Raw genomic sequence first — 26,106 nt, 5'->3', positions numbered from 1 at the left:
ACATGTCAGAAGAGAAGCTCCCGGAGTCCCACGGCTCCGCCGGCGAGGTGGCCGAGCACGGCAACCCGTTCGCCGACCCGGGCCTGCCCGCCCACGAGCCCCGCCGCACCGACATCGACGAGCAGGCGGCCCGGCGCGCCGAGCGCCAGGTCTCGCTGATGTTCGTGATCTCGATGATCGCCACCGTCGGCTTCATCGTCTCGTACGTGGCGATCGACCCGGACAAGATCGTCTACATCTTCCCGCTGGGCCACGTCAGCGCGATGAACTTCGCGCTGGGCCTGACCCTGGGTGTCGCCCTCTTCATGATCGGCGCGGGCGCGGTCCACTGGGCCCGCACCCTGATGTCGGACGTCGAGCTGCCGGCCGAGCGTCACCCGATCGAGGCCGACGACGAGGTCCGCGCGGACGTCATCGAGCAGTTCAAGACCGGCGCCGCCGAGTCCGGCTTCGGCCGCCGCAAGATGATCCGCAACACCCTCATCGGTTCGATGGCGCTGGTCCCGCTCTCCGGCGTGGTCCTGCTCCGCGACCTCGGCCCGCTCCCGGAGAAGAAGCTCCAGGAGACCGGCTGGAAGGAGGCGACGCCGGCCAAGCCGCTGCAGCTGGTCAACATGAACACCATGCTGCCGCTGAAGCCGCAGGACGTCGCCGTCGGCTCGCTGACCTTCGCCATGCCCGAGGGCCTGAGCACCCACGACGAGGACTTCCAGCAGCGGATCGCCAAGGACGCCCTGATGCTGGTGCGCATCGCGCCGGAGGACATCAAGGACGACACGTCCAAGGACCTGGGCTTCGAGGGCATCCTGGCCTACTCGAAGATCTGCACCCACGTCGGTTGCCCGATCAGCCTGTACGAGCAGCAGACCCACCACGCGCTCTGCCCCTGCCACCAGTCGACCTTCGACCTGGCGGACGGCGCGCGCGTCATCTTCGGCCCGGCCGGTCACCCGCTGCCGCAGCTGAAGATCACCACTGACGACAAGGGCAACCTGGTCGCCACCGGCGACTTCGCGGAGCCCGTCGGCCCGAGCTTCTGGGAGCGTGCTCGATGAGTAGCGCGAGCAGCACCACGACCGGTGCCGCCAAGCCGTCCAGCACGCGTGCCAAGCCCGCCAGCAAGTGGGAGGCCGCGGCTGACTGGACGGACGGCCGGCTGGGGATCTACTCCCTCGCCAAGGCCAACCTGCGGAAGATCTTCCCGGACCACTGGTCCTTCATGCTGGGCGAGATCTGCCTCTACTCGTTCGTCATCATCATCCTGACCGGCGTCTACCTGACGCTGTTCTTCAAGCCCTCCATGGGCGAGGTGATCTACAACGGGTCGTACGTCCCGCTCAAGGGCATCGGCATGTCCGAGGCCTACGCGTCGACGCTCGACATCAGCTTCGAGGTCCGCGGTGGCCTGCTGATCCGTCAGATCCACCACTGGGCCGCGCTGGTCTTCGTCGCCGCGATGCTCGTGCACATGATGCGCGTGTTCTTCACCGGCGCGTTCCGCAAGCCCCGCGAGGTCAACTGGGTCTTCGGCTTCCTGCTGCTGGTCCTGGGCATGTTCGACGGCTTCTTCGGCTACTCGCTGCCGGACGACCTGCTGTCGGGTACCGGTATCCGCTTCATGGAAGGCGCGATCCTCGCCGTCCCGCTGGTCGGCACCTACCTGCAGATGTTCCTGTACGGCGGCGAGTTCCCCGGGCACGACATCATCCCGCGGTTCTTCACCATCCACGTGCTGCTGATCCCGGGCATCATGCTCGGCCTGCTGGTGGCGCACCTGATCCTGGTCTTCTACCACAAGCACACCCAGTGGGCGGGCCCGGGCAAGACCGAGAAGAACGTCGTCGGCATGCCGCTGATGCCGGTCTACATGGCCAAGGCCGGTGGCTTCTTCTTCCTGGTGTTCGGTCTGATCGCCGCCATCTCGGCGATCGCCTCGATCAACCCGATCTGGGCCTACGGCCCGTACCGCCCGGACCAGGTGTCCACGGACGCCCAGCCCGACTGGTACATGGGCTTCTCCGAGGGTCTGATCCGTGTCATGCCGGGCTGGGAGATCAGCCTGTGGGGCCACACCCTGAACCTGGGTGTCTTCGTCCCGCTGATGATCTTCCCGCTGGTCCTGGTCGCGATCGCGGTCTACCCGTTCATCGAGGGCTGGATCACCGGCGACAAGCGCGAGCACCACATCCTGGACCGCCCGCGCAACGCCCCGGTCCGCACCGCCCTGGGTGCCGCCTGGATCAGCCTGTACCTGGTGCTGCTGGTCGGTGGTGGCAACGACCTGTTCGCCACCCACCTGCACCTGTCGATCAACTCGATCACCTACTTCGTCCGCGTCGGCTTCTTCGTCGTCCCGGTCATCACCTTCATCGTCACCAAGCGCTGGTGCCTCGGCCTGCAGCGCCGTGACAAGGAGAAGGTGCTGCACGGCCGCGAGACGGGCGTCATCAAGCGCCTGCCGCACGGCGAGTTCGTCGAGGTGCACGCGCAGCTGCCGCAGAAGGACCTGTTCAAGCTCACCGCGCACGAGCAGAACCAGCCGGTCGAGCTGCCGGCCCAGGCGGACGAGAACGGCGTGGCCCGCAAGGCCGGCGTCCTCACCCGCACCCGGGCCAAGCTGTCCCGCGGCTACTACGGCGAGGGCGGCCAGATCCCCAAGCCGACCGCCGAGGAGCACCACGAGATCACCAGCGGCCACGGCCACCACTGATCCCGTACCCGCGTCACCCCGAGGGCCGCTGACCAGAGTTCGTCTGGTCGGCGGCCCTCGGCCTTTCCGCATCTGCAGCCCCGCCCCGACCGCGTCTCCAGGAGCCTCCCGTGCAGCTCTCCGTCGACCCCGCCTCCGCCACTCCCCCGTACGAGCAGCTCCGCGCCCAGATCGCGGAGCGGGCCCGCACCGGGGAGCTGCCGACCGGGCTGAAGCTGCCCACCGTACGGGCCCTGGCCGAAGAGCTGGGGCTGGCCGCCGGCACCGTCGCCCGCGCGTACCGCGAGCTGGAGGCGGACGGCGTGGTGGAGACCCACGGCCGGCGCGGCACGCTGATCGCCGCCGCCGGGGACAGCGCGCACCGGCTGGCCGCCGCGGCCGCCACCGAGTACGCCGAGCGCGCGAGCCGCCTCGGGCTCTCCCACGCGGACGCCGTGGCCGCGGTGGTCACCGCGCTGGGGCTGGCCTACCCGGAGGCCTGACGGCCCGGCGGGCCCTGCGCCGGCCCCGCACGCCCCGGTCAGACCTCCGGGCGGATCATCCCCGAGGCGGGGGCCTGGCCGGCCGGTGCCGTGGTGCTGAGGGGCTGTCCGACGGCGCTGTGCTTGACCCAGTCCGTCCAGGTGACGTTCCAGTCCCCGAAGCCGTTGCCGAACGGCTCCATCGCGGCGCCGCGGCTGTTCACCACCGTCACCAGGTCCCCCACCCGGGTGTTCTCGTAGAACCACTTGGCGTTGTCGGTGCTCATGCCGGTACAGCCGTGGCTGACGTTCTCCACGCCCTGCGAGCCGACCGACCAGGGCGCCGCGTGCACGTACTCGCCGCTCCAGGTCACCCGGGTGGCCCACTTCACGTCGAGGTCGTACGACTCCGAGCTGCCGGCGGCTATGCCGATGGTCTCGCCGCTCATCCGGACGGACCGCTCCTGGCCGAGCACCACCTTGATGCCGTTGCGGGTGTCGAAGCCGGGCTTGCCGGTGGTGACCGGGATGGTCCGCAGGACCTCGCCGTCGCGCTTGATGGTGAGCTCGTGGGCGGCCGCGTCGACCACCGACTCGACCCGCTCCCCGATCCGCAGCTTCAGCGCGCTGCGGTCGCCGCCGTAGAGGCCGTCCGCGATCCGGCTGCCGGTGGCGTCGAAGGCCAGCGCGACGGTCGTCCCGGCCGGCCAGTAGTCCTCCGGCCGGAAGTGCAGGTTCTTGTCGTCCACCCAGTACCAGGCGCCGGTGACGGCGGGCTGCGACGTCACGGTCAGGCTCTGCTCGACCTCCTGGCGGGCCTGCGGGTCCTTCACCGCCTCGGAGAGCTGCACGGTGAGCGGCTGGCCGACCCCGTAGACGCCGGTGCCGGAGGAGTCCGGGCCGAGCTTGGCGGTGAGCAGGCGCTGGGCCGCGATGGTGCTGAAGCCGGCGGTGGTGTCGCCGCGGCCGCCCTTGCCGTCGTCGGCCGAGATGCGGACGGAGTACGTGGTGGCGGCCTTCAGCCGGCCGGTGGTCTGCCAGCTGCGCTGGTCGTCGGCGAGCTTGCCGGCGACCACCCGGCCGTCCGGGCCGACCACGGTGACGTCGGTGAGCCGGCTGCCCTGCACCGCCGTCACGGTGATCGGCTGGGAGGGATCGACCTTGCCGTCCGCCGAGAGGTGGACCAGTGGGGCCGCGTCGATCCGGTGAGGCCCGGTGGACTCGTCGTCACCGGACGAGCAGGCGGCCAGCGGGGCCAGTACTGCGAGGGCCAGCGAGATGCTGCCGATGCCTGCGATTCCGTGCCTGTCGGCCATGACCGCCTCCGGGGGTTCGCACGATTGATCAGATCGTAGGAACGCCTGCTGGCAGAGCGACATCCGAGGGACCCCTCGTTCACCCGGCTGAGTGAGGCCGTCACCCCGTGGACGCACCAGGGCCGGTCCTCCCGTGCGGGAGGACCGGCCCTGGTGTCGGATGCGGAACCCTACTGGTTCTGGTTCTCGCCCCGGTAGAACTCGAAGACCCATCCGAAGATGCCGATCAGGATGATCGGAGCGGCCCAGAACATCAGCCACCAGCCGAAGATCACGCCCAGGAAGGCGAGCGCGCCACCGAGCGCCAGCGACAGCGGCTGCCAGCTGTGCGGGGCGAAGAAGCCCAGCTCACCGGCGTCGTCCGCGACCTCGGCCTCGGGGTTGTCACCCGCGCCGCTGTCCACCCGGCGGGCGGTGAAGGCGAGGTAGTACCCGATGAAGGCGCACAGCGCGAAGGCCAGGAACAGCGCGGTGGTACCGGCGGCCTCCAGACCCGGGCCCTCGGCGTTGTTGGTCCACAGGCCGTACGTGATGGCCATCGCCAGCACGAAGACCGACAGGCCCAGGAAGATCTTTCCCTGTTCCTTCATCAGGCGTCACCCTCCTGCTTGCCCTTGCCCAGCTTCGGGGCGTCGTACTTCGCCGGGGTCACACCGGCGAGGTGCTTCGCCGGCTCACCGTGGTTCTCCAGGTAGTCCAGCGCGGCGATCTCCGGGTGGTGGAGGTCGAAGGCCGGGGATTCGGAGCGGATCCGCGGCAGGGTGAGGAAGTTGTGCCGCGGCGGCGGGCAGGAGGTCGCCCACTCCAGGGAGCGGCCGAAGCCCCACGGGTCGTCCACGGTGACCTTCTCGCCGTACTTGGCGGTCTTCCAGACGTTGTAGAGGAACGGCAGGATCGACAGGCCCAGCACGAAGGAGCCGATGGTCGAGACGGTGTTCAGGGTGGTGAAACCGTCCGCGGCCAGGTAGTCGGCGTAGCGGCGGGGCATGCCCTCCGCGCCGAGCCAGTGCTGCACCAGGAAGGTGGTGTGGAAGCCGAAGAACAGCGTCCAGAAGGTGATCCGGCCGAGGCGCTCGTCCAGCATCTTGCCGGTCATCTTCGGCCACCAGAAGTGGAAGCCGGCGAACATCGCGAACACGACGGTGCCGAAGACCACGTAGTGGAAGTGGGCGACGACGAAGTACGAGTCCGAGACGTGGAAGTCGATCGGCGGGGAGGCCAGCAGGACACCGGTCAGACCACCGAAGAGGAAGGTCACCAGGAAGCCGACCGTCCAGAGCATCGGGGTCTCGAAGCTCAGCGAGCCCTTCCACATGGTGCCGACCCAGTTGAAGAACTTCACACCGGTCGGGACCGCGATCAGGAAGGTCATGAAGGAGAAGAACGGCAGCAGTACCTGCCCGGTGACGTACATGTGGTGCGCCCACACCGTCACGGACAGACCGGCGATCGCGATGGTGGCCGCGATCAGACCGGAGTAACCGAACATCGGCTTGCGGCTGAAGACCGGGATGATCTCCGACACGATGCCGAAGAACGGCAGCGCGATGATGTACACCTCAGGGTGGCCGAAGAACCAGAACAGGTGCTGCCACAGCATCGCCCCGCCGTTGGCCGGGTCGAAGACGTGGGCACCGAACTTGCGGTCGGCCTCCAGGGCGAACAGCGCGGCGGCCAGGACCGGGAAGGCCAGCAGGACCAGCACCGAGGTCAGCAGGACGTTCCAGACGAAGATCGACATCCGGAACATCGTCATGCCCGGCGCGCGCATGCAGATGATCGTGGTGATGAAGTTGACCGCACCGAGGATCGTGCCGAAGCCGGAGAAGGCCAGACCCATGATCCACATGTCGCCGCCGACGCCGGGCGAGTGCACCGCGTCCGACAGCGGGGAGTAGGCGAACCAACCGAAGTCGGCGGCGCCGTTCGGGGTCACGAAGCCCGCGACCGCGATGGTCGAACCGAAGAGGTACAGCCAGTACGCGAACATGTTCAGACGCGGGAAGGCCACGTCCGGCGCGCCGATCTGCAGCGGCATGATCCAGTTCGCGAAGCCCGCGAACAGCGGCGTCGCGAACATCAGCAGCATGATCGTGCCGTGCATCGTGAACGCCTGGTTGAACTGCTCGTTCGACAGGATCTGGGTCCCGGGACGAGCCAGCTCGGCACGCATGACCAGGGCGAGGATGCCACCGATCAGGAAGAAGGCGAACGACGTGCCCAGGTACAGGGTGCCGATCGTCTTGTGGTCAGTGGTGGTCAGCCACTTGATGATGGTCGAACCCGGCTTCCGGGTCCGCTGCGCCCCGACCGTGACGGCATCGGCGCCCCCGCCGGCTGCGGCGGGCTCGTTGAGGATGGTCACTTCTCTTCACTTCCCATGCCGATGAGGCCGGAGGGCACCGCACCGTTCTGGCCCTTGGCGCGGAGCTCGGCCAGGTGCTTGTCGTAGTCGGCGCGGTCGACGACCTTGACGTTGAACAGCATGCGCGAGTGGTCGGTGCCGCAGAGCTCGGCACACTTGCCCATGTACTCGCCCTTGACGTTCGGGGTGACCTCGAACTTGTTCACCACGCCCGGCATGACGTCCATCTTCATCAGGAAGTTGACGGGCCAGAAGTCGTGGATGACGTCACGCGAGGTGAGACGGAACTGCACCGACTCATTGACCGGCAGCCAGAGCGTCGGAGCGCTCCCGGGGGTGCCGACCTCGAACGCGGCATCCTTGTTGGCCGGGTCGGGGGTCTCGGTGTTCTCGTAGTTGAACGCCCAGCTCCACTGGAAGCCCACCACGTTGACGTAGTGCTGCGGCTTCTCGGAGACGGAGGTCAACTTGGACTCGTCGCGGGCGACGAAGTAGAAGAGCACCGAGACGATGATGATGGGGACCGCGGTGTAGAGCGCCTCGATGGGCACGTTGTACCGGGTCTGCGGAGGGATCTCCACACCGGTGCGCTTGCGCCGGTGGAAGATCACGCTCCAGATGATCAGACCCCACATCAGTACGCCGACCACCAGCGCCGCGATCCAGGACCCCTGCCACATCCGGAGGACCAACGGCCCTTCCTCGGTGACGGGGCTCGGGAGGCCAAGCCTGGGGAGGTCGTTGGCCGAGCAGCCGGTGGCGGTCGCGATGACGAGGCCCAGTGCCAGCGCCTGAGGCAGCTTCCGCCGCATCGTGCGCCGCGGCGAGCGGTCGGAGCCGTTGGGACTCACGTAGCGCCTTCCCGAAGTCTCGCCCGCCTTCGCGTCGCCCCGGGGAGGATTGTGAGCCTCCCCGGCGACCCGTCCACGGGCACGGTTTGAATGCTTATGCGGGCCAAACCCTACTCCAGCCTTATGCGCTCCTGACGGGCAGCCCCCGGTAACGCGCCGCCCGGTCGCCCGATCAGGCCCGGCAAGGGCTACGCCGCAGGTCATCGTAGGCATTCGAGGTCCGTACGCCCGATCGGGGGATGACCTCGAACAACATCCGTGACGACCCGTCGGACACGGACGAAGCGGACATTCGGGGTGATCGACTGACGGCGGGTGAGCCGTGCGACGGGACCGGAACGCGCGTCGGGTGTGTCGTTAAATGTGACCGTGTACTTCGACGCGGCCTCGACGGCCCCCCTGCACCCCGTCGCGCGGCAGGCACTGACCGCCGCCCTGGACGAGGGCTGGGCCGATCCGGCCCGGCTGTACCGCTCCGGCCGACAGGCCCGGATGCTGCTGGACGCCGCCCGCGAGACCGTCGCCGCGGTCCTGGGCGCGCGGGCCGACGAGATCGCCTTCACCGCGAGCGGGACGCAGGCCGTCCAGCTCGGCCTGCTCGGCGCCCTCGCCGGGAACCGGCGACGCGGCGGCCGGCTGGTGCACTCCGCGGTGGAGCACTCCAGCGTGCTGCACGTCGCCGAGCGCCACTCGGCGGGCGGGGGCGAGGTCTCGGTCGTACCGGTGGACCGGGGCGGCCGGGTCGACCCGGCGGCCTTCGGTGCGCTGCTGCGCCCGGACACCGCGCTGGCCGCGCTGCAGAGCGCCAACCACGAGGTGGGGACGGTCCAGCCGGTCGGCGAGGTCGCCGAGCTGTGCGCCGCGGCCGGCGTCCCGCTGCTGGTCGACGCCGCGCAGAGCGCCGGGCGGGTGGACGTCCCGGCGGGCTGGTCGCTGCTGACCGCGAGCGCGCACAAGTGGGGCGGCCCGCCCGGGGTCGGGGTGCTGGCGGTGCGCAAGGGCGTGCGGTACTCCTCACCGCTGCCGGCCGACGAGCGCGAGGGCGGCCGGGTGCCCGGTTACGTCAACGTCCCGGCGATCGTGGCCGCGGCCGCCTCGCTGCGCGCCGTACGGGCCGGGGCCGAGCAGGAGAACGCCCGGCTGCACGCGCTGGTGGAGCGGATCCGGGCCCGGGTGCCGCAGTTGGTGCCCGAGGTGGAGGTGGTCGGCGACCCGGTGCGGCGGCTGCCGCACATCGTCACCTTCTCCTGCCTGTACGTGGACGGCGAGGTGCTGCTCACCGAGCTCGACCGGGCGGGCTTCGCGGTCTCCTCCGGCTCCTCCTGCACCTCTTCCACGCTGACGCCCAGCCATGTGCTGGCGGCGATGGGGGTGCTCACCGAGGGGAACGTCCGGGTCTCGCTGCCGTACGGGACGGCCGAGGCGGACGTGGAGCGCTTCCTCGCGGTGCTGCCGGATCTGGTGGCCGGCGTCCGGGCGCCGCTCGGGCTGGACCTCCCGGCGCCGGCGGCGGCCACGGAGGAGGGTTCCGCCCTGCTCGTCGTCGACGCCCTGGGCAAGCGGTGCCCGCTGCCGGTGATCGAGCTGGCGAAGCGGATCGGCGAGGTGCCGCAGGGCGGCACGGTCGCCGTACTGGCCGACGACGAGGCGGCCCGGCTGGACATCCCGGCCTGGTGCGAGATGCGCGGGCACGAGTACGCGGGCGAGGCCCCGGCCGCCGACTACGGCGGCGACCGGGGCTCGGCCTACCTCGTGATCCGGCGGACTACTTGACCAGGTGCGCGCGGACCTCGGCGGCCGCCTCGGCGCCGTAGGTGTCCTCGAAGCGCTTCAGGAAGGCGGCCGGGCGCAGCTCGTACTCCTGGGTGCCGACGGTCTCGATGACCAGGGTGGCGAGCATGCAGCCGAGCTGGGCGGAGCGCTCCAGGTCGAGGTCCCAGGACAGGCCGGTGAGGAAGCCGGCCCGGAAGGCGTCGCCGACACCGGTCGGGTCGACCTTGGCCTCCTCCTGGGCGCAGCCGACCACGATCGGGGCCTCGCCCTTGCGCTCGATCCGGACGCCCTTGCTGCCGAGGGTGGTGACCCGGGTGCCGACGCGGGTGAGCAGCTCCTCGGAGTCCCAGCCGGTCTTGGTCTCGATCAGCGCGGCCTCGTACTCGTTGGTGAAGAGGTACGCGGCGCCGTCCACGATCTCGCGGATGTCGTCGCCCTCCAGGCGGGCCAGCTGCTGGGAGGGGTCGGCGGCGAAGGCGTAACCGCGGGTGCGGCACTCCTGGGTGTGGCGGACCATGCCCTGCGGGTCGTCGGCGCCGATCAGGACGAGGTCCAGGCCGCCGACGCGGTCGGCGATCGGCTTCAGCTCGATGTTGCGGGCCTCGGCCATGGCGCCGGTGTAGAAGGACGCGATCTGGTTGTGGTCCTGGTCCGTGGTGCACATGAAGCGGGCCGTGTGCCGGGTCTCGGAGATGTGGACGGAGTCGCAGTCCACGTTGTTGCGCTCCAGCCAGCTGCGGTACTCGGCGAAGTCCGCGCCGGCGGCGCCGACCAGGATCGGGCGCAGCCCGAGCACACCCATGCCGAAGGCGATGTTCGGGGCGACCCCGCCGCGGCGGATGTCCAGGGTGTCGACCAGGAAGGACAGCGACACCGTGTGCAGCTGCTCGGCGACGAGCTGGTCGGCGAACCGGCCGGGGAACGTCATCAGGTGGTCGGTGGCGATCGAGCCGGCGACGGCGATACGCACGGAAGGTCTCCTCAGGGTGGCTTCAGGGCCAGCGGACAGGCGCGGACGAACCCACCCACGGTACCGGGCCCGGGGACGGGAACCGGCAAGAGTCCCGCAAGTTGCCGCCCCTCACGGCCATGGTGGCACCCGTTGCCGTCGAACGTGTACTACCTCCGGGTAGCACTGGTGGGCGGGACGAGGCCCGGCCTAGGGTCGGCCTCAGGAGGCCCGCCGTGCGGGTGGGCCCCGATGTCGACCGTGGCGGTGCGGCCACGGCACTGGATCGGAGCGATGCCCGATGAAGACCGACCACTCCCCGTTGCCCGGCCTGCGGGCCGAGGACGGCGAGACCCTCGACGCCCTGGTGGACTCCTCCCGGCGGCTGCGCCGGTTCTGGCCGCTGCTGACGCCCGGCCCGCAGACCACCGCCCCCGCCCCCGTCGGCTTCCGGGTCCCGTCCGGGGCGCAGCGGGTGGTCGCCGGGATGGCCGAGTACGGCGTCTGAGCCGCTCCCGGACCGACACGGAACCGGATCCGCCCGGGGCACGTCACATCCGCGCGGAGCGGCCGAGGAGGCGGCACCGCTGAGCTCTCGGGAGGATGTGCAGATGGTTCTGGAGACGATGCCGCGGCGGGGTCGGCGGACGGCGGCCCTGGCGGCCCTGGCGCTGGCGGCGGTGGTGACGGTGGCCGGGTGCAACGGGGACGGCAAGCCCGCCTCGGACTCGGCGAGTGCCTCGGCCGGCGGCTCGGCCTCGGCGAGCGCCTCCCCGCAGGCCCCGACGCCCTCCGGCGGCGCGTCCGCCGCTCCGACGGGGAGCCCCTCGGACGCCGGCAAGCCGGCGCAGCCGCCGACCGACTTCTCCCCCACCCTGGCCTCGCCCGCTCCGGGGCAGCCGACGCCGGGCACTCCCCCGGTCAACGGGATCGCGCCTGGCGAGCCGAACCCGAACGGCTCGGGCTCGCCCGCGCGTCCGCCGGTGGCCTACCGGGTGGACGGCACCACCAAGCTGACCGTCTACTTCTTCGGCGGGGTCTGCACGAAGTACGCGCTGAAGGCGGACGAGTCGCAGCCGGGCCGGGTGGACGTCCTGGTCGTGACGGGCCCGCCCACCGTGGGCCCCGGGCAGGTCTGCAACGCGTTGGCCAAGCGGCAGTCGGTGTCGGCCGATCTGCGCTCGCCGCTGGCCGGGCGGACGGTGGTCGACAAGACCAGCGGCCAGGAGGTGCCGCTGGATGCCGACCCGCACGCCGGGCCGGACCCGGTGACCCCGGACGTCGCCGGCCAGTAGCAGCCGATGGGCCGGCCGCCGGGATCCCCGCGGTTCCCCGGCCGCGCTCGGCGAACGCGGGAACGCGGGAACGCGGGAACGCGGGAACGCGGGAACGCGGGAACGCGGGAACGAAAAAGGCGGCCCCGGGAGCACCCGGGGCCGCCTTTCGCAGCAGGCTTAGCTGAACGAGTCGCCGCAGGCGCAGGAGCCCGTGGCGTTCGGGTTGTCGATCGTGAAGCCCTGCTTCTCGATGGTGTCGACGAAGTCGACGGTGGCGCCGCCCAGGTACGGGGCGCTCATCCGGTCGGTGACGACCTTGACGCCGTTGAAGTCCTTGAGCACGTCGCCGTCGAGCGAGCGCTCGTCGAAGAACAGCTGGTAACGCAGGCCGGAGCAGCCACCGGGCTGGACGGCGACGCGCAGCGCGAGGTCCTCGCGGCCTTCCTGCTCCAGCAGGGCCTTGACCTTGGCCGCGGCGGCATCGGTAAGGAGGATGCCACTCTCGACGGTGGTCTCGTCCTGGACGGTCATCTGCTTTCTCCCGGTCTTGACGACGGTCTGCCGCCAGTGCCAACCAACGGCCGTCCGGTTTCATTTCCCGGGCGGCGAAGGATTTCTTCGGCCTGATGTGCGGCTGGTTTCCGTGGGCCGGGTGTACCACCCGCGTCCCCTACGCTCCCCATGCTCGCACAACCCGGGAGGACCGGGCACCGCCCGAGCCTCCGGATCCGGGTGAACCGGCCCCGCGGCGGACCGCCGGACGCCAGGATGGTGCCATGATCCTTCGCCCGGTCAAGGACACCGCCGCGGACGCGGAGGCCGTCCAGGAGCTGGCCGCCGCCGCGTTCGACGACCCCGCCACGGCCGGGCCCGCGCCGCTGCGGGCGGCCACGGCGAGGCACCTGGCGCGCACCGATCCCGGCGGCTGCTGGCTGGCGTCGATCGGCGGGGAGCCGGTCGGGGTGGTGCTGTCGACGCGCCGGGAGGGCCTGTGGACGCCCTCCCTGTACGCGGTGCGGCCGTCCGCGCAGGGCAAGGGCGTCGGGCGGCTGCTGCTGGAGCGTGCGGCGACGCACGCGCGGGGCTGCCTGCGCGGGATGGTCTGCGCCCCGGACTCCCCCGCGGCGGCGCGCCGCTACCGGCTGGCCGGGTTCACCCTGCACCCGGCGATGCGGCTGGCCGGGCGGGTGGACCGGAACGGGCTGATCGACCCCGGGGACATCCCGGTGCACCCCGGCAACGCCACCCACCTGCACCTGCTGGACTCGGTGGACCGACGGCTGCGCGGGTCCGCGCACGGGCCCGACCACGAGCTGATGCTGGGCCACTTCGAGGAGCTGCTGATCGCCGACGCGCTGGCCGGCAGCGGCTACTGCTACCGGGACGGCGGCGCGGTGCGGCTGCTGGCCGCCACCAGCAAGCGGATCGCCGCCCGGCTGCTGCGCGAGGCGCTGGCCCGGGTGCCGGACGGGGTCGAGGCGCGGGTGGAGTACCTGACCGCGGAGCAGGAGTGGGCGCTGGACGTCGGGCTGGAGGTCGGGCTGACCCCGCGGGCCGGCGGGTTCGTCGGGGTGCGCGGGATGCGGCCGCCGATGCCGTACCTGCCGAGCGGGGCGTTCCTGTAGGCGCCGTCCCGCGCCGGGACGGCGGACGGCCCCACCGGGAGCCGGTGGGGCCGTACGACGGGAGCCTCGATCAGGCCATGGTGTCCAGGATCTCCCGGACCATCTCCATGGTGGTGCCCGGGTGCAGGAAGGCGAAGCGGGCGACCGTCTCGCCGTCCCAGCCGGTGGGGGTGACGAAGCCGACCTGGTCCGCGAGCAGCTGCTGCGACCAGCGGTAGTAGTCGTCGTTGGTCCAGCCCTTGCGCTTGAAGCAGACCGCCGAGAGCTGCGGGTCGAACAGCAGCTCCAGGTGGTCGGTCTCGCGGATCAGCTGCGCGGTCTCCCGGGCGAGCGTGAGGCCGGCCTCGATGGCGTCGGTGTAGGCCTGGACGCCGTGCACGGCCAGCGAGAACCAGAGCGGCAGGCCGCGGGCGCGCCGGGTCAGGTGGTAGGCGTAGTCGGTGGGGTTCCACTCGTCGCCCTCGGTGTGCAGGACGTCCAGGTACGAGGCGTCCTGGGTGTGCACGGCGCGGGCGAGCTGCGGGTTGCGGTAGATCAGCGCGGCGCAGTCGAACGGGGCGAAGAGCCACTTGTGCGGGTCGACCACGAAGGAGTCGGCGTGCTCGATGCCGTTGTAGCGCTCGCGCACCGACGGGGCGAAGAGGCCGGCGCCGCCGTAGGCGCCGTCGACGTGGAACCACATCTCGCGCTCGCGGGCGACCTCGGACAGGCCGGCCAGGTCGTCGATGATGCCCTCGTTGGTGGTGCCGCCGGTGCCGACGACCGCGATCACCGTCTCCGGGTTCGGGTCGGCGGCCAGCGCGGCGCGCAGCGCCTCGCCGGTGAACTGCCGGTTCACGGTCGGGACCTTGAAGGCCTCGACGCCGATGATGTTGAAGGTGTTCTTGACCGAGGAGTGCACCTGGTCGGCGACGGCTATCCGCAGCCGCGCCTCCGGGCCGACGCCGAGGCGGCGGCGGGCGGTGTCGCGGGCGACCACGAGGGCGGAGAGGTTGCCCGCCGAGCCGCCGGAGACGAAGGTGCCGCCGGCCGTGCCGGGCATGCCCGCGCGGTCGGCGATCAGGCGCAGCACCTGGTTCTCGGCGGCGATCGCGCCGGCCGCCTCCAGCCAGGAGATGCCCTGCAGCGAGGCGCAGGAGACCACCATGTCGAACAGCAGCGCGGCCTTGGTCGGGGCGCACGGGATGAAGGACAGGTAGCGCGGGCTGTCCGCGGAGATGACCGCGCGGGACAGCTCGTGGTCGTACAGCTTGAGCACGTCGGCCGGGTTGTTGCCGTCCTGGTTCAGCAGGCCGGACAGCTGGGCGCGCAGGTGCTCGCCGTCGCCGGGGTGGTCGAGCGGGACGGGGTCGTACTGCAGCCGCTCCCGCATGTAGTCGAAAACCAGGTCGACCAGTTCGTTGTCGGGCCGGTGCATGCGGTCGGGGGCTGCGGACACGGCGGGTCCCTCTCGGCTGTGGGGTGTCGGGGGGTGAGGATCCGGGCCGGTCGGCGGGGGGCTTCACCGCGACGACCGGACGTGATCAGCGTAGGCAGCCGGAGTGCTTCGCCGCGCGTCGGAACGCGGCTGGTCAGGCAGGTTTCGAGCGTCTTCGGGCCGGTCCGCGCAGGATTCCTGCGTACCGCCCGGGGCGTCAGCCGATCAGCTGGGAGAGGACCACCGAGGAGCGGCTGCGCTGGACTCCGGGCTCGCGCCGGATCCGCTCGATGACGGCTTCCAGATGGCGCATGTCGGCCGCCCGCAGGTGCACCAGGGCGTCCGGGTCGCCGGTGACCGTCCAGGCGGCGACGACCTCGGGGAACTGGCGGAGGCTGGCGAGGATCTCCTCGGGGGCGGTGCGTTCGCGGCAGTAGACCTCGACGAAGGCCTCGGTCTGCCACCCGAGGACGGCGGGGTCGAGCACCACGGTGAAGCCCCGCACCACGCCGCGCGCCCGCAGCCGGTCGATCCGGCGGCGCACGGCGGTGGCGGAGAGGTTCACCTGCAGGCCGATCTCGGCGTACGAGGCGCGACCGTCGCTGCCGAGCCGGGCGAGCAGGAGCCGGTCGGTCTCGTCCAGGTCGGCCCCGACCACCTCGTGCGCTCGGCTGCTGGTCATCGGTGCGGGGCTCCACGGGTCGTGCGAGGGTTCGGCTGCCCGTCGCGGCGGCGGCTGACATTGCCGAAACGGTTCGCCACCCATTCTGGCGGATGACCCGTACGAGTTCACCGCCGACGGAGGACGGGCCGCAGGCCGTCAGTCCACCAGGAGGACGATCTTGCCCCGGGTGCGGCCCTCGGCACTGAGCGCCTGGGCGGAGGCGGCCTGGGCCAGCGGGAAGGTGGAGGCGACGGTCACGGTGAGCCGGCCGTCGTCGGCGAGCGCGGCCAGCTCGGCGAGGCCGTCGGCGTCCGGGCGGACCCAGACGTACCGGCCGCCGAGGGCCTTGACCCCGAAGTCGGCGATCGAGGCGATCCGGCCCGGGTCGGCGACCAGGCCCGCGGAGAGCTGGACGGCGCCGCGGCCGACCAGGTCGAGGGCCGCGTCCACGCCGTCGGGGGCCAGCGCGCGCACCCGGTCGGCCAGCCCCTCGCCGTAGTCGACCGGCTCGGCGCCGAGGCCGCGCAGGTAGTCGTGGTTGCGCTCGGCCGCGGTGCCGATCACCCGGGCGCCGGCGGCCCGGGCCAGCTGCACCGCGAGGTGGCCGACCCCGCCCGCCGCGGCGTGCACCAGGACGGTCTCCCCCTCGGCGAGGCGCAGCGCCCTGAGGCTCTGCAGCGCGGTGAGCCCGGCCAGCGGCAGTCCGCCGGCCTGCGCCCAGTCCAGCGCGGCCGGCTTGCGGGCGAGGGTACGGACCGGGGCGGAGACCAGCTCGGCGTAGGTGCCGTGCTCGACGGTGTCCTTGCGGACGTAGCCGTACACCTCGTCGCCCGGGGCGAACTCGGTGACGCCGCCGCCGACCGCGCGGACCACGCCGGCCGCGTCCCAGCCCATGACCAGCGGGAAGTGCGCGTCGAGCAGGCCGTCCAGGGCGCCGTCCCGGACCTTCCAGTCCACCGGGTTCACCCCGGCCGCCCGGACCTCCACCAGGACCGAGTCCGGGCCGACCTTGGGGTCGGGCAGGTCGGTGTACTCGACCACCTCGGGGCCGCCGTAGCGATGGATCGCGATTGCTTTCATGGCTCAGCCATACCCGGGGGCTTCGAAATATCGATTCGGCTACGCCAGGACCCCCCAAAACGGTCAACCCACCTCGCCAGGGGCCGATTCGGCGAGCGGTTCTCGTCACATCGACAGGATGGCCATCGTCACTCTGACACGAACCGGTTATCATAGATAGCGTCAGTTAGACGAAAAGGCTTCACCGCTCGATCGGCCGCACAGAAGGGCACTCGCCCGTGACCACCACCATCACCGAGACCTCCGGCGTCGACCCCACTCCGACGCCGCTCGCTCTGCTGCTGCTCGGCCGCGAGGCCGACCCGAACAGCGAGCGCGGCGTCGAGTGCCCCGGTGACCTCCCCCCGGCCTCGGACCCGAACCTCGTCGAGCGCGCCCGGGCGGCCAAGGCCACGCTCGGCGACCGCGTGTTCATCCTCGGCCACCACTACCAGCGCGACGAGGTGATCGAGTTCGCCGACGTCACCGGCGACTCCTTCAAGCTCGCCCGCGACGCGGCGGCCCGTCCCGAGGCCGAGTACATCGTGTTCTGCGGTGTGCACTTCATGGCCGAGTCCGCGGACATCCTCACCACCGAGGCCCAGCAGGTCGTCCTGCCGGACCTCGCGGCCGGCTGCTCGATGGCCGACATGGCCACCGCCGAGCAGGTCGCCGAGTGCTGGGACGTGCTGACCGACGCCGGCATAGCCGACGTGACCGTCCCGGTCTCGTACATGAACTCCTCCGCCGACATCAAGGCCTTCACCGGCAAGCACGGCGGCACCATCTGCACCTCCTCCAACGCCAAGCGCGCGCTGGAGTGGGCGTTCGAGCAGGGCCAGAAGGTGCTCTTCCTGCCCGACCAGCACCTCGGCCGCAACACCGCGGTGCGCGACATGGGCTTCTCGCTGGACGACTGCGTCCTGTACAACCCGCACAAGCCGAACGGCGGCCTGACCGCCGAGGAGCTGCGGAACGCGAAGATGATCCTCTGGCGCGGCCACTGCTCGGTGCACGGCCGGTTCAGCCTGGACTCGGTGAACGACGTCCGCGAGCGGATCCCCGGCGTGACCGTCCTGGTGCACCCCGAGTGCAAGCACGAGGTCGTCGCGGCCGCCGACATGGTGGGCTCGACCGAGTACATCATCAAGGCGCTGGACGCCGCCGAGCCGGGCTCCAAGTGGGCCATCGGCACCGAGCTGAACCTGGTCCGCCGCCTGGCCAAGGCGCACCCGGACAAGGAGATCACCTTCCTGGACCGCACGGTCTGCTTCTGCTCGACCATGAACCGGATCGACCTGCCGCACCTGGTCTGGGCGCTGGAGTCGCTGGTCGAGGGCCGGGTGCCGAACGTGATCACCGTCGACCCGGAGACCGAGAAGCACGCCAAGGCGGCGCTGGACCGGATGCTGGCCCTGCCGTAGCCGGGCCGCCCGTCCCCGCCCCCGGGCGGGGACGGGCGGACGGCAGAAGGGCGGGCCCCCTCCCACCGGAGGGGGCCCGCCCTTCTGTCTGGCAGCAGCCGCAGGGTTACTCGGGGAAGCCCGGGATCACACCTTCGCCGTCGGCCATCAGCAGATCGCGGACCTCGTTGATCGTCGCGTCGGCACTCGGCAGGATCAGCTCGGACGGCTCCAGCGAATCCAGCGGCACCGGGGTGCCGTACTGCTTCACCGCGTCCAGCAGCTTGCCGTAAGCCCGGCGGAAGAGCTCCTCGTCCCCCGAGTCCACTGCGGTGACGAGCTCGGCGTCGAACTCGTTGAGCAGGTTCAGGTGAGCCTCGCCCACCTCGAACTGCCCTTCACCCATGACCCTCATGATCATGCCGTGCGTCTCCCTGGTTCGTGGGGTCGAGCTCAGATCACTTGTTGTAGTTGATGCGCGGGGTGTCCTGCTGCTGCGGCTGGGCCTCCGGCTTGCCCTGCTCGATCGCGGCCGGGCCCGCGGCGGGACCGCCGGTCAGCTCGGCCTTCATCCGGGCCAGCTCCAGCTCGACGTCGGACCCGCCGGCGACGCGCTCCAGCTCGGCCTCGATGTCGTCCTTGCGGCCGAGACCGCTGGCGTCGTCGAGCGCGCCGGAAGCGAGCAGTTCGTCGATCGCACCGGCCCGGGCCTGCATCTGGGCGGTCTTGTCCTCGGCCCGCTGGATGGCCAGGCCGACATCACCCATCTCCTCCGAGATCCCGGAGAAGGACTCGGCGATGCGGGTCTGCGCCTGGGCGGCGGTGTAGGTCGCCTTGATGGTCTCCTTCTTGGTGCGGAAGGCGTCCACCTTGGCCTGCAGCCGCTGGGAGGCGAGGGTGAGCTTCTCCTCCTCGGCCTGGAGCTGCTGGTACTGCGTCTCCAGATCGGTGATCTGGGACTGCATGTTGGCCTTGCGGGTCAGCGCCTCGCGGGCAAGGTCCTCACGGCCGAGGGACAGCGCCTTGCGGCCCTGGTCCTCGTACTTGGCCGACTGCTGCTGGAGCTGGGTCAGCTGGAGTTCGAGGCGCTTGCGCGAGGTCGCGACGTCCGCGACACCACGACGTACCTTCTGCAGCAATTCGAGCTGCTTCTGGTACGAGTAATCGAGCGTCTCACGCGGATCCTCCGCCCGATCCAAGGCCTTGTTCGCCTTGGAGCGGAAGATCAGCCCCATACGCTTCATGATTCCGTCGCTCATGGGCCTCGGGTGCCCCCTTCTCCGGCCTGCGGTCTCTATCTCGTTACCAGACACGACGAGTGTATGTGCAGCGAGCCCGTCGCCGCAGTGCACCTGCCTGCAACAAGACTGCTACAGCCACCAGTGACGTTTCCTCCTCCCCCGGGTGGATCCGCCTCTCATCCCCCCCATAGTCCATCCGACTGATCCCCTACGGGAAGTCCCCGGGAAACCCGGTTCGGGCCGCTGCCTCGCGGTATCGATATGCGTTCGGTTCCGAGGGCACCCGTGGAACCGGCTCCGCACCCCGTACGCTGGTGGTGTGTTCCGACGCCGTTCAGATGATGCCGCCGCCTCCGCCACCGTGCTGGAGAAGCAGGACGAGACGACCCAGGCCCGCCACCCCGAGGCGAAGAAGGGCCGCCCCACCCCCAAGCGCAACGAGGCCGAGGCCCACCGGCGCACCCGGGTGACGGTGCCCAAGGACCGCAAGGAGGCCAGCCGCCAGGCCCGCGACCGCATGCGGACCGAGCGCGAGAAGCAGCGCCAGGCGCTGATGAACGGCGACGAGCGGCACCTGCCGCAGCGTGACAAGCTCCCCGGGCGCAAGTTCGCCCGCGACTACGTCGACGCCCGCTGGTCGCTCGCCGAGTTCTTCCTCCCGGCCGCCGTCGTCATCCTGGTGCTCAGCATCATCAAGGTCTCGCAGATCCAGCTGCTCTCCACGCTGCTGTTCCTGCTGTTCTTCGTCTTCGTGATCCTGGACTTCGTCCGCCTCGGCTTCGGCCTGCGCAAGCAGCTCGCCGAGCGCTTCCCGAACGAGAGCACCCGCGGCGCCGTCACCTACGGCATCATGCGCACCCTGCAGATGCGCCGTCTGCGACTGCCCAAGCCGCAGGTGCGGCGCGGGGAGAAGCCCTGACCGCCGAGCCGGTCGACTCGGGCTGGGCCCCGCCCTCCTGGGAGGGGCCCGGCCTGTACGCGCTTCCGGGGCAGGGCCACGGCGGCCACGACCGGCTGGCCCAGGAGCGACGGCTGCCCTCGCGCAGCGGGTCCTTCGCCGGCGGCACCGCCGCCTGGCTGGAACGGCTCGGCGGACTGCGCAACTACGTGCGTCAGGAGCTCGTCTCCCGCCAGCTCGCCGAGCAGCTGACCGGCCGCAGCGAGCAGCGCGTCCTGGACATCGGCTGCGGCCAGGGCACCCAGGCCCTGCGGCTGGCCCGGGCCGGCCACTACGTCACCGGGATCGACTCGGACCCGGTCGCGCTCGGTGTCGCCCAGGGGGCGCTCGCCGAGGAGCCCGCCGAGGTCCGCGGCCGGATGCAGCTGCTCGGCGGCGACGGCCACCAGTGCGGGCGCTGGTTCGGCCCGCGCAGCTTCGACGTCGTGCTCTGCCACGGCGTCCTGATGTACCTGCCCGACCCGGACCCGATGATCGCCTCGCTGGCCCGGCTGCTCGCGCCCGGCGGACTGCTCTCGCTGCTGGTCCGCAACCGCGACGCGCTCGCCCTGCGGCCCGCCGCCGCCGGCGACTGGCGGGCCGCACTGCACGCCTTCGAGAGCGACCGGTACTACAACCGGCTCGGGCTGGCCGCCCGCGCCGACCGGCTCGCCGACCTCTCCGTCACCCTCTCCGAGGTGTCGGTGCCGGTCCGGCACTGGTACGGCGTGCGGGTCTTCACCGACAACGCCCCGGACGACGCGGCCCCGCCGGTGGACGGGCGGCAGCTGGCCCAGCTGCTGGAAGCCGAGGACCGGGCCGGCCGCACCGACCCCTACCGGCAGGTCGCCGCGCTGCTGCACGTGATCGGGGCGAAGTAGCGCCCCGCGGGGCTCACCCCTCGTGCAGGCTCATCGCGTAGACGACCCGGTCGTCCTCCAGGAGCACCGCGGTGTCGACGCCGTCCTCCGCCAGCTGCTTCCAGGACTCCCCGATCCAGGTCTCCGCGTCCCCCTGGCCGGCGAACTCCTCCTGGCTCCCGCCGGGCGTCACCGCGCTGCCGTCCGCCTTCTCGTACCGCCACGTCCACGCCATGTCCGGCTCCTCCCACTGACGACACTGCCCGTGCTGACTGCTGTGTTGCTGCGCACCTTAGCCTGCCCGGCCCGATCTTCCGTATGCCTCGTCCGGCAGGATGGGCGGCATGGCGACCCTCCCCCCGCTCCCCCGCACCCTGCTGCTCGGCGGCGCCCGCTCCGGCAAGTCCACCCGCGCCGAGCAGCTGCTCGCCGACCGCCCGGACGTCCTGTACGTGGCCACCGGCGGCACCCGGGACGGCGACGGCGAGTGGGCCCAGCGGGTCGCGCTGCACCGCGAGCGCCGGCCGGCGAGCTGGCGCACCGCCGAAACCTGCGACCTGGAGGCCGTACTCGCCGACACCGCCGACCCGGCGCCGGTGCTGATCGACTGCCTGGCGCTGTGGCTGACGTCCGTGATGGACGAGTGCGACGCCTGGGACGACGAGGCCTGGGCGGACCGGGGCGAGGCCGCGGTGCAGCGGCGCTGCGAGACCCTGGCGCAGGCCTGGGCGGCCACCGGGCGCACGGTCGTCGCGGTGAGCAACGAGGTCGGCATGGGTGTCGTCCCGGCCACCGCCGCCGGCCGGCGCTTCCGCGACACCCTGGGCCGGCTCAACATGGCCGTGGCCGACGCCTCGGAGCGGGTCCTGCTGGTCGTGGCCGGGCAGGTGCTGACGGTCAAGCCAGCCGCGGGCTGAACATCCGCGGCGTGTAGCCTTCCGGACGATGGACACGACCGTGGATCTCGATACGTTCTCCTCGCTCGTCGAGCGCCCCGACGAGAGCGCCCGGCGGGCCGCAGACGAGCGCTGGCAGGCGGCCGACCGCCCGCGCGGCGGGCTCGGCAAGCTGGAGGAGCTGGGCAGCTGGCTCGCCTCCGTACAGGGACGCTCCCCGGTACGGCCGGTCACGGCGCCCAAGGTGCTGCTGTTCGCCGCCGACCACGGAGTGGCGGCGCTCGGAGTCTCCCGGATGCCCGCCGAGGGCGGCACCGCGGCCCGGGTGCGCGCCGTCCTGGACGGCACCGCGCCGGTCGCCAGGCTGGCCGCGCGCTACGGCGCCGGGGTGCGGGTCGTCGACGTCGCGGTGGACACCGACCCGGCCGACTTCCCGGACGAGGTGGTCGCCCACCGGATCCGGCGCGGCTCCGGACGGATCGACGTCGAGGACGCGCTCACCCCGGAGGAGACCGCCCGGGCCTTCCGGGCCGGTATGGCCGTGGCCGACGAGGAGGCCGACGCCGGCACCGACCTGGTGCTGCTCGGCGACCTCGGCGTCGGCTCCACCACGGTGGCCGGCGTCCTGGTCGGCGCACTGTGCGGGACGGACGCGGCGGCGGTGACCGGGCGCGGCTCGGGGATCGACGACCGGGTGTGGATGGTCAAGTGCGCCACCATCCGGGACTCGCTGCGGCGGGCCCGGCCGGTCCTCGGTGACCAGCTGGCGCTGCTCGGCGCCACCGGCGGGGCCGACTTCGCGGCGATCACCGGCTTCCTGCTGCAGGCGGCCGTGCGGCGGCTGCCGGTGGTGCTGGACGGTGTGGTGACGGCGGCCTGCGCACTGGTCGCGCAGCGGATCGCCTTCCGGGCGCCCGAGTGGTGGCGGGCCGGGCAGTCCAGCGGCGAGCCCGCGCAGGCGAAGGCCTACGACCGACTGACCCTCACGCCGCTGCAGGACCAGGGGATCACCATGGGCGAAGGCGTCGGCGCGCTGCTCGCGCTGCCGCTGCTGCAGGCGGCGGGGGACGCGCTCGCGGACGAGGCGCCGAAGCCGTACGTTCCGGCGGCGCCGAAGGAGCCCCAGGAGCCTCCGAAGCTGCCCTCGGCGGCGGACCTGCTGCGACGGCTCTAGACGCGGGAGCACGTGCGACCGGCCGTCCACGCACGGGTGGCGGCGCTGCCCATCCGCTTCGCACCGTCCTCCGCGCCCCTTCACGGGGGCGCGGAGGCTTTCTCACGTTCAAGGAGGGGCGATGACGGACCCCGGTGGTCGGGCCACGTGGGGGGACGGGCTGCGGTTCGGGTTCGGGACCCTGTCCGTACTACGGGTGCGGGTGGAGCGGTGGGACCGGGCGGCGGGCGCGCGGGCGATGGTGACGGCCCCGGTGGTGGGCCTGGTGCTGGGGCTCCTGGCGGCCGGGGCCGGGGCGCTGGTGGCCTGGCGGGCGGGCGGGCCGCTCGGCGCGGTCACGGCGGTGGGGGCGCTCGCCGCCCTGACCCGGGGGCTTCACCTGGACGGTCTCGCGGACGTCGCCGACGGGCTGGGCAGCGGCAAGCCGGCCGAGGACGCGCTGCGCATCATGAAGCAGTCCGACATCGGCCCGTTCGGCGTGCTGACCCTCGTCCTGGTGCTGCTGGCCCAGGTCGCCGCACTGGCCGGAGAGTTCGGGCACTCGACCCTGCGCGGCGCCCTCGCGGTGCTCGCCTCGGCGACGGCCGCCCGGTGCGCGCTCGCCTGGGGCTGCCTGCGGTCGGTGCCGGCCGCCCGGCCGGGTGGGCTGGGCGCGATGGTGGCGAGCACCGTGACGCCCGCCGCTGCGGTCGCCGGGACGGCCGGTGCGGCGCTCGTACTGTCCGCGCTCGGACTGTTCGACGGATGGTCAACCCTCCGCCTCCCGCTGGCCCTTGTGTTCGGGGTGGGCTGCGCCCGACTGCTGCTGGGGCGGTGCGTGCGGCGGTTCGGCGGGATCACCGGGGACGTGCTCGGGGCGATGGCGGAGACCGCCGCGACGGGCACGCTGTTCGCCCTGGCGTTGCTCGGCTGACACCGGACGGCGCGTGATCCCACCATGCGGACTACCATGCGTGGAGCACCGCAGCCCTGCACCGTGGCAGGTCCTGCCCGCCCGGCGCGTACCGAGGAGCCGGGGCCTCTGGTGTGCGCGTCCGCTCCGGCGGGTGCGCGCAGCCAGGGGGCCCGGACCCGCAGGCCCCGTCGGCGGACGGCCTGCGACGGCGGGCTGCGCCGGTGCGGCAGTCTCGCCGTGACCGGCCGTGGACCGCGAAAGAACAGGACGCATTACGTGACTGCATTGTCTGTGAGCACCTCCTCCGCCGCCTCGCTGCGCGCGGACGCCCTGGTGGTCGGTGTCGCCAAGGGCCCGAAGGGCATCGTGCCGGCCCCCGGTGCCGAGGCCGTGAACGAGGCGTTCGAGGGCAAGCTGGCCGAGGTCCTCACCACCCTGGGCGCGACCGGCGCCGAGGGCGAGGCCGTGAAGGTCCCCTCCCCCGCCGGCCTGAAGGCCGCGCTCGTGCTCGCGGTCGGCCTCGGCGAGGCCGTCGAGGAGGGCTACGAGCCGGAGGCGCTGCGCCGCGCCGCCGGTGTCGCCGCCCGCACCCTGGCCGGTGCCAAGAAGGTCGCGCTGGCCCTGCCGGCCGAGTCCGCCGCGGAGGTCGAGGCGGTCGCGCTGGGCGGCCTGCTCGGCTCGTACGCCTTCGGCACGTACAAGGGCAACGGCAACGGCAAGGAGCCGGTCGGCGAGCTGGTCGTGCTGGCCGCCCGCAAGGGCAGCAAGGACGCCAAGGCCGCCGTGGAGCGGGCCGCCGCGATCGGCGAGGAGATGAACCGCGCCCGCGACCTGGTCAACACCGCGCCGAACGACCTGAACCCGAAGAGCTTCGCCGCGATCGCCCAGGCCGCCGGCAAGGAGCACGGCCTCAAGGTCGAGGTGCTGGACGAGAAGGCGCTGACCAAGGGCGGCTTCGGCGGTCTGCTGGGCGTCGGCAACGGCTCGGCGAACCCGCCCCGCCTGGTGAAGGTGGCCTACACCCACCCGAAGGCCAAGGCGACCCTGGCGTTCGTCGGCAAGGGCATCACCTACGACTCGGGCGGCATCTCGCTGAAGCCGGCCGGCCACAACGAGACCATGAAGTGCGACATGGCCGGCGCCGCCGCCGTGTTCGCCGCCGTGGTGGCCGCCAAGCGCCTGGGCCTGGTCGTCAACGTGACCGCCTGGCTGGCGCTGGCCGAGAACATGCCGTCCGGCTCCGCCACCCGCCCCGGCGACGTGCTGCGGATGTACGGCGGCAAGACCGTCGAGGTGCTGAACACGGACGCCGAGGGCCGCCTGGTGCTGGCCGACGCCATCGTGCGGGCCGGCGAGGAGAACCCGGACGTCATCGTCGACGTGGCCACCCTGACCGGCGCCATGGTGCTGGCCCTGGGCAACCGCACCTTCGGCGTGATGTCCAACAACGACGAGCTGCGCGACGACCTGCACGCCCTCGCGGGCGAGGTGGGCGAGCAGTCCTGGCCGATGCCGCTGCCCGCCGACCTGCGCAAGGGCATGACCGAGTCGACCATCGCCGACCTGGCCAACATGGGCGAGCGGATGGGCGGCGGCCTGGTGGCCGGCCTGTTCCTGAAGGAGTTCGTGGCCGAGGGCATCGACTGGGCGCACCTGGACATCGCCGGCCCGGCGTTCCACGAGGGCGCTCCGTTCGGCTACACCCCGAAGGGCGGCACCGCCAGCGCGGTGCGCACCCTGGTCCGCTTCGCCGAGCGGACGGCGAACGGCAAGGCCTGATCAGGCACCCGCTGCGACGGGGCCCGGCGCGTGTGCGCCGGGCCCCGTCGGCGTTTCCCGTCGGGCTCCGCGTGCGTTCGCGTCGGGCCCCGTCGGCGTTCCGGCCGGGCCTGTCGGCGCCGCTGCCGGGTTACCTGCGAGTAGGCCGGAACGGCACGGCGCACGCCTGTTCGCTGCGGGCGAAACTTTGTTCCACAGTGCGGAAGAGACTGCGGCGAACACCGCGGAAGGCGCCCGTCCGGCGGCTGTCAGTACCGCGCTGAGCTGCAATGATGCCCATCCGTGGGGGGTATTCCCGCCCCGGTGACCACTCTGTGGGACACCCCTGGGGCGGACCCGGACATCAGCCACCGCGAACAAGTGCGAAGATGTATTTCCGGCACGACTGGGCGCCCCACAAAGGCTTCCGACCCACCGGACCGTACCGGCCCGGCGACCCACCCCATTGCATGGA

At 71.9% G+C, this 26,106-nt stretch carries 26 protein-coding genes; 14 read left to right on the top strand and 12 right to left on the bottom strand.

Annotated elements, in window-relative coordinates; translation table 11 throughout:
- Window positions 1-2 precede the first annotated feature (2 nt).
- The 3 genes from qcrA to ABTY56_RS13670 all read left to right on the top strand — a co-directional run bounded on the left by qcrA (window position 3) and on the right by ABTY56_RS13670 (window position 3,192).
- On the top strand, window positions 3-1,055 hold the full coding sequence (qcrA, locus tag ABTY56_RS13680) for a cytochrome bc1 complex Rieske iron-sulfur subunit (protein WP_350628942.1): 1,053 nt from the start codon (window positions 3-5) through the stop codon (window positions 1,053-1,055).
- Window positions 1,052-2,710, top strand: coding sequence for a cytochrome bc1 complex cytochrome b subunit (gene qcrB / locus ABTY56_RS13675; protein ID WP_350628941.1), 1,659 nt, complete (start codon window positions 1,052-1,054; stop codon window positions 2,708-2,710). Before qcrA ends, qcrB begins: the two co-directional genes overlap by 4 nt.
- A 110-nt stretch (window positions 2,711-2,820) precedes the next feature.
- Window positions 2,821-3,192: a GntR family transcriptional regulator gene (locus tag ABTY56_RS13670; protein ID WP_350628940.1), complete on the top strand. Its 372-nt coding sequence runs from the start codon at window positions 2,821-2,823 to the stop codon at window positions 3,190-3,192.
- Window positions 3,193-3,230: 38 nt separating this feature from the next.
- Here the strand turns inward: ABTY56_RS13670 and ABTY56_RS13665 are convergent, their stop codons facing one another.
- The 4 genes from ABTY56_RS13665 to ctaC all read right to left on the bottom strand — a co-directional run bounded on the left by ABTY56_RS13665 (window position 3,231) and on the right by ctaC (window position 7,703).
- The gene (locus ABTY56_RS13665) at window positions 3,231-4,487 is read right to left on the bottom strand and encodes a L,D-transpeptidase (RefSeq protein ID WP_350628939.1); all 1,257 of its coding nucleotides are present in this window, start codon (window positions 4,485-4,487) and stop codon (window positions 3,231-3,233) included.
- Window positions 4,488-4,657: 170 nt separating this feature from the next.
- Window positions 4,658-5,077, bottom strand: a complete 420-nt coding sequence (locus ABTY56_RS13660) for a cytochrome c oxidase subunit 4 (protein WP_350522550.1) — start codon at window positions 5,075-5,077, stop codon at window positions 4,658-4,660.
- On the bottom strand, window positions 5,077-6,852 hold the full coding sequence (ctaD, locus tag ABTY56_RS13655; RefSeq protein ID WP_502893100.1) for an aa3-type cytochrome oxidase subunit I: 1,776 nt from the start codon (window positions 6,850-6,852) through the stop codon (window positions 5,077-5,079). The genes ABTY56_RS13660 and ctaD overlap by 1 nt, the downstream gene beginning before the upstream one ends.
- Window positions 6,849-7,703: an aa3-type cytochrome oxidase subunit II gene (gene ctaC, locus ABTY56_RS13650; protein ID WP_350628938.1), complete on the bottom strand. Its 855-nt coding sequence runs from the start codon at window positions 7,701-7,703 to the stop codon at window positions 6,849-6,851. The genes ctaD and ctaC overlap by 4 nt, the downstream gene beginning before the upstream one ends.
- Window positions 7,704-8,072: 369 nt before the next feature.
- Here ctaC and ABTY56_RS13645 point away from each other — a divergent pair, with 369 nt between their 5' ends.
- Window positions 8,073-9,476 (top strand): cysteine desulfurase/sulfurtransferase TusA family protein, encoded by a 1,404-nt coding sequence (locus ABTY56_RS13645; RefSeq protein WP_350628937.1) that lies wholly within the window; start codon window positions 8,073-8,075, stop codon window positions 9,474-9,476.
- On the opposite strand, the gene ABTY56_RS13640 is transcribed toward ABTY56_RS13645, so the two are convergent.
- Window positions 9,469-10,446 carry a carbohydrate kinase family protein gene (locus ABTY56_RS13640; protein WP_350628936.1) on the bottom strand — a complete coding sequence of 326 codons (978 nt, stop codon included), beginning with the start codon at window positions 10,444-10,446 and terminating at the stop codon, window positions 9,469-9,471. The two genes, ABTY56_RS13645 and ABTY56_RS13640, sit on opposite strands and share 8 nt — an antisense overlap.
- Window positions 10,447-10,726: 280 nt before the next feature.
- Here ABTY56_RS13640 and ABTY56_RS13635 point away from each other — a divergent pair, with 280 nt between their 5' ends.
- Together ABTY56_RS13635 and ABTY56_RS13630 are read left to right on the top strand one after the other, a co-directional pair.
- Entirely contained in the window at window positions 10,727-10,933 is a 207-nt protein-coding gene (locus ABTY56_RS13635) for a hypothetical protein (protein WP_350628935.1), read from the top strand.
- Between the two features lie 103 nt (window positions 10,934-11,036).
- The gene (locus tag ABTY56_RS13630) at window positions 11,037-11,720 is read left to right on the top strand and encodes a hypothetical protein (RefSeq protein WP_350628934.1); all 684 of its coding nucleotides are present in this window, start codon (window positions 11,037-11,039) and stop codon (window positions 11,718-11,720) included.
- A 159-nt stretch (window positions 11,721-11,879) separates the two neighbouring features.
- Here ABTY56_RS13630 and erpA read toward each other — a convergent pair whose 3' ends face one another.
- Window positions 11,880-12,233: an iron-sulfur cluster insertion protein ErpA gene (gene erpA / locus ABTY56_RS13625; protein WP_350515887.1), complete on the bottom strand. Its 354-nt coding sequence runs from the start codon at window positions 12,231-12,233 to the stop codon at window positions 11,880-11,882.
- A 245-nt stretch (window positions 12,234-12,478) separates the two neighbouring features.
- Between erpA and ABTY56_RS13620 the strand changes: the two genes are divergently transcribed.
- On the top strand, window positions 12,479-13,327 hold the full coding sequence (locus tag ABTY56_RS13620; RefSeq protein WP_350628933.1) for a GNAT family N-acetyltransferase: 849 nt from the start codon (window positions 12,479-12,481) through the stop codon (window positions 13,325-13,327).
- Between the two features lie 70 nt (window positions 13,328-13,397).
- On the opposite strand, the gene ABTY56_RS13615 is transcribed toward ABTY56_RS13620, so the two are convergent.
- The 3 genes from ABTY56_RS13615 to ABTY56_RS13605 all read right to left on the bottom strand — a co-directional run bounded on the left by ABTY56_RS13615 (window position 13,398) and on the right by ABTY56_RS13605 (window position 16,488).
- Complete coding sequence (locus tag ABTY56_RS13615) at window positions 13,398-14,765, bottom strand: pyridoxal phosphate-dependent decarboxylase family protein (RefSeq protein WP_350628932.1); 1,368 nt, start codon at window positions 14,763-14,765, stop codon at window positions 13,398-13,400.
- A gap of 196 nt (window positions 14,766-14,961) precedes the next feature.
- Window positions 14,962-15,426: an Lrp/AsnC family transcriptional regulator gene (locus tag ABTY56_RS13610; protein WP_045692189.1), complete on the bottom strand. Its 465-nt coding sequence runs from the start codon at window positions 15,424-15,426 to the stop codon at window positions 14,962-14,964.
- A gap of 138 nt (window positions 15,427-15,564) precedes the next feature.
- A complete protein-coding gene (locus ABTY56_RS13605) occupies window positions 15,565-16,488 on the bottom strand; it encodes an NADP-dependent oxidoreductase (RefSeq protein ID WP_350628931.1) in 924 nt (307 codons plus the stop codon).
- 218 nt (window positions 16,489-16,706) lie between these two features.
- On the opposite strand from ABTY56_RS13605, the gene nadA reads away from it, so the two are divergent.
- A complete protein-coding gene (gene nadA / locus ABTY56_RS13600; protein ID WP_350628930.1) occupies window positions 16,707-17,891 on the top strand; it encodes a quinolinate synthase NadA in 1,185 nt (394 codons plus the stop codon).
- A gap of 106 nt (window positions 17,892-17,997) precedes the next feature.
- Here nadA and pspAA read toward each other — a convergent pair whose 3' ends face one another.
- Complete coding sequence (gene pspAA / locus ABTY56_RS13595) at window positions 17,998-18,291, bottom strand: PspA-associated protein PspAA (RefSeq protein ID WP_350628929.1); 294 nt, start codon at window positions 18,289-18,291, stop codon at window positions 17,998-18,000.
- A gap of 37 nt (window positions 18,292-18,328) precedes the next feature.
- Window positions 18,329-19,129: a PspA/IM30 family protein gene (locus tag ABTY56_RS13590; protein ID WP_350628928.1), complete on the bottom strand. Its 801-nt coding sequence runs from the start codon at window positions 19,127-19,129 to the stop codon at window positions 18,329-18,331.
- A 301-nt stretch (window positions 19,130-19,430) separates the two neighbouring features.
- Here ABTY56_RS13590 and ABTY56_RS13585 point away from each other — a divergent pair, with 301 nt between their 5' ends.
- Window positions 19,431-20,030: a DUF3043 domain-containing protein gene (locus ABTY56_RS13585; RefSeq protein ID WP_350628927.1), complete on the top strand. Its 600-nt coding sequence runs from the start codon at window positions 19,431-19,433 to the stop codon at window positions 20,028-20,030.
- A 188-nt stretch (window positions 20,031-20,218) separates the two neighbouring features.
- Window positions 20,219-20,929 carry a methyltransferase domain-containing protein gene (locus ABTY56_RS13580; protein ID WP_350628926.1) on the top strand — a complete coding sequence of 237 codons (711 nt, stop codon included), beginning with the start codon at window positions 20,219-20,221 and terminating at the stop codon, window positions 20,927-20,929.
- A gap of 13 nt (window positions 20,930-20,942) precedes the next feature.
- On the opposite strand, the gene ABTY56_RS13575 is transcribed toward ABTY56_RS13580, so the two are convergent.
- On the bottom strand, window positions 20,943-21,143 hold the full coding sequence (locus ABTY56_RS13575; RefSeq protein WP_350628925.1) for a hypothetical protein: 201 nt from the start codon (window positions 21,141-21,143) through the stop codon (window positions 20,943-20,945).
- A gap of 109 nt (window positions 21,144-21,252) precedes the next feature.
- Between ABTY56_RS13575 and cobU the strand changes: the two genes are divergently transcribed.
- From cobU to ABTY56_RS13555, 4 genes are all read left to right on the top strand, one after another.
- Window positions 21,253-21,825 carry a bifunctional adenosylcobinamide kinase/adenosylcobinamide-phosphate guanylyltransferase gene (cobU, locus tag ABTY56_RS13570; protein WP_350628924.1) on the top strand — a complete coding sequence of 191 codons (573 nt, stop codon included), beginning with the start codon at window positions 21,253-21,255 and terminating at the stop codon, window positions 21,823-21,825.
- 28 nt (window positions 21,826-21,853) lie between these two features.
- Complete coding sequence (locus ABTY56_RS13565) at window positions 21,854-22,978, top strand: nicotinate-nucleotide--dimethylbenzimidazole phosphoribosyltransferase (protein ID WP_350628923.1); 1,125 nt, start codon at window positions 21,854-21,856, stop codon at window positions 22,976-22,978.
- A 121-nt stretch (window positions 22,979-23,099) separates the two neighbouring features.
- Window positions 23,100-23,891 carry an adenosylcobinamide-GDP ribazoletransferase gene (locus ABTY56_RS13560; RefSeq protein ID WP_350628922.1) on the top strand — a complete coding sequence of 264 codons (792 nt, stop codon included), beginning with the start codon at window positions 23,100-23,102 and terminating at the stop codon, window positions 23,889-23,891.
- Window positions 23,892-24,149: 258 nt separating this feature from the next.
- Window positions 24,150-25,652: a leucyl aminopeptidase gene (locus tag ABTY56_RS13555; RefSeq protein ID WP_350628921.1), complete on the top strand. Its 1,503-nt coding sequence runs from the start codon at window positions 24,150-24,152 to the stop codon at window positions 25,650-25,652.
- The last annotated feature ends 454 nt before the right edge of the window (window positions 25,653-26,106 follow it).

Source organism: Kitasatospora sp. NPDC097691 (assembly GCF_040302665.1).
GTDB lineage: Bacteria > Actinomycetota > Actinomycetes > Streptomycetales > Streptomycetaceae > Kitasatospora.
This window is presented reverse-complemented; position numbering and strand designations above follow the sequence as displayed.

What these genes read in the sequence shown, in the direction of transcription:
- ABTY56_RS13560 (WP_350628922.1), top strand. Translation starts at nt 23,100, where the DNA reads ATGACGGACCCCGGTGGTCGGGCCACGTGGGGGGACGGGCTGCGGTTC.
- ABTY56_RS13565 (WP_350628923.1), top strand. Translation starts at nt 21,854, where the DNA reads ATGGACACGACCGTGGATCTCGATACGTTCTCCTCGCTCGTCGAGCGC.
- ABTY56_RS13635 (WP_350628935.1), top strand. Translation starts at nt 10,727, where the DNA reads ATGAAGACCGACCACTCCCCGTTGCCCGGCCTGCGGGCCGAGGACGGC.
- ABTY56_RS13605 (WP_350628931.1), bottom strand. Translation starts at nt 16,488, where the DNA reads ATGAAAGCAATCGCGATCCATCGCTACGGCGGCCCCGAGGTGGTCGAG.
- qcrA (WP_350628942.1), top strand. Translation starts at nt 3, where the DNA reads ATGTCAGAAGAGAAGCTCCCGGAGTCCCACGGCTCCGCCGGCGAGGTG.
- pspAA (WP_350628929.1), bottom strand. Translation starts at nt 18,291, where the DNA reads ATGATCATGAGGGTCATGGGTGAAGGGCAGTTCGAGGTGGGCGAGGCT.
- qcrB (WP_350628941.1), top strand. Translation starts at nt 1,052, where the DNA reads ATGAGTAGCGCGAGCAGCACCACGACCGGTGCCGCCAAGCCGTCCAGC.
- ABTY56_RS13665 (WP_350628939.1), bottom strand. Translation starts at nt 4,487, where the DNA reads ATGGCCGACAGGCACGGAATCGCAGGCATCGGCAGCATCTCGCTGGCC.
- ABTY56_RS13630 (WP_350628934.1), top strand. Translation starts at nt 11,037, where the DNA reads ATGGTTCTGGAGACGATGCCGCGGCGGGGTCGGCGGACGGCGGCCCTG.
- ABTY56_RS13590 (WP_350628928.1), bottom strand. Translation starts at nt 19,129, where the DNA reads ATGAGCGACGGAATCATGAAGCGTATGGGGCTGATCTTCCGCTCCAAG.
- ABTY56_RS13610 (WP_045692189.1), bottom strand. Translation starts at nt 15,426, where the DNA reads ATGACCAGCAGCCGAGCGCACGAGGTGGTCGGGGCCGACCTGGACGAG.
- ABTY56_RS13660 (WP_350522550.1), bottom strand. Translation starts at nt 5,077, where the DNA reads ATGAAGGAACAGGGAAAGATCTTCCTGGGCCTGTCGGTCTTCGTGCTG.
- ABTY56_RS13575 (WP_350628925.1), bottom strand. Translation starts at nt 21,143, where the DNA reads ATGGCGTGGACGTGGCGGTACGAGAAGGCGGACGGCAGCGCGGTGACG.
- ABTY56_RS13620 (WP_350628933.1), top strand. Translation starts at nt 12,479, where the DNA reads ATGATCCTTCGCCCGGTCAAGGACACCGCCGCGGACGCGGAGGCCGTC.
- cobU (WP_350628924.1), top strand. Translation starts at nt 21,253, where the DNA reads ATGGCGACCCTCCCCCCGCTCCCCCGCACCCTGCTGCTCGGCGGCGCC.
- erpA (WP_350515887.1), bottom strand. Translation starts at nt 12,233, where the DNA reads ATGACCGTCCAGGACGAGACCACCGTCGAGAGTGGCATCCTCCTTACC.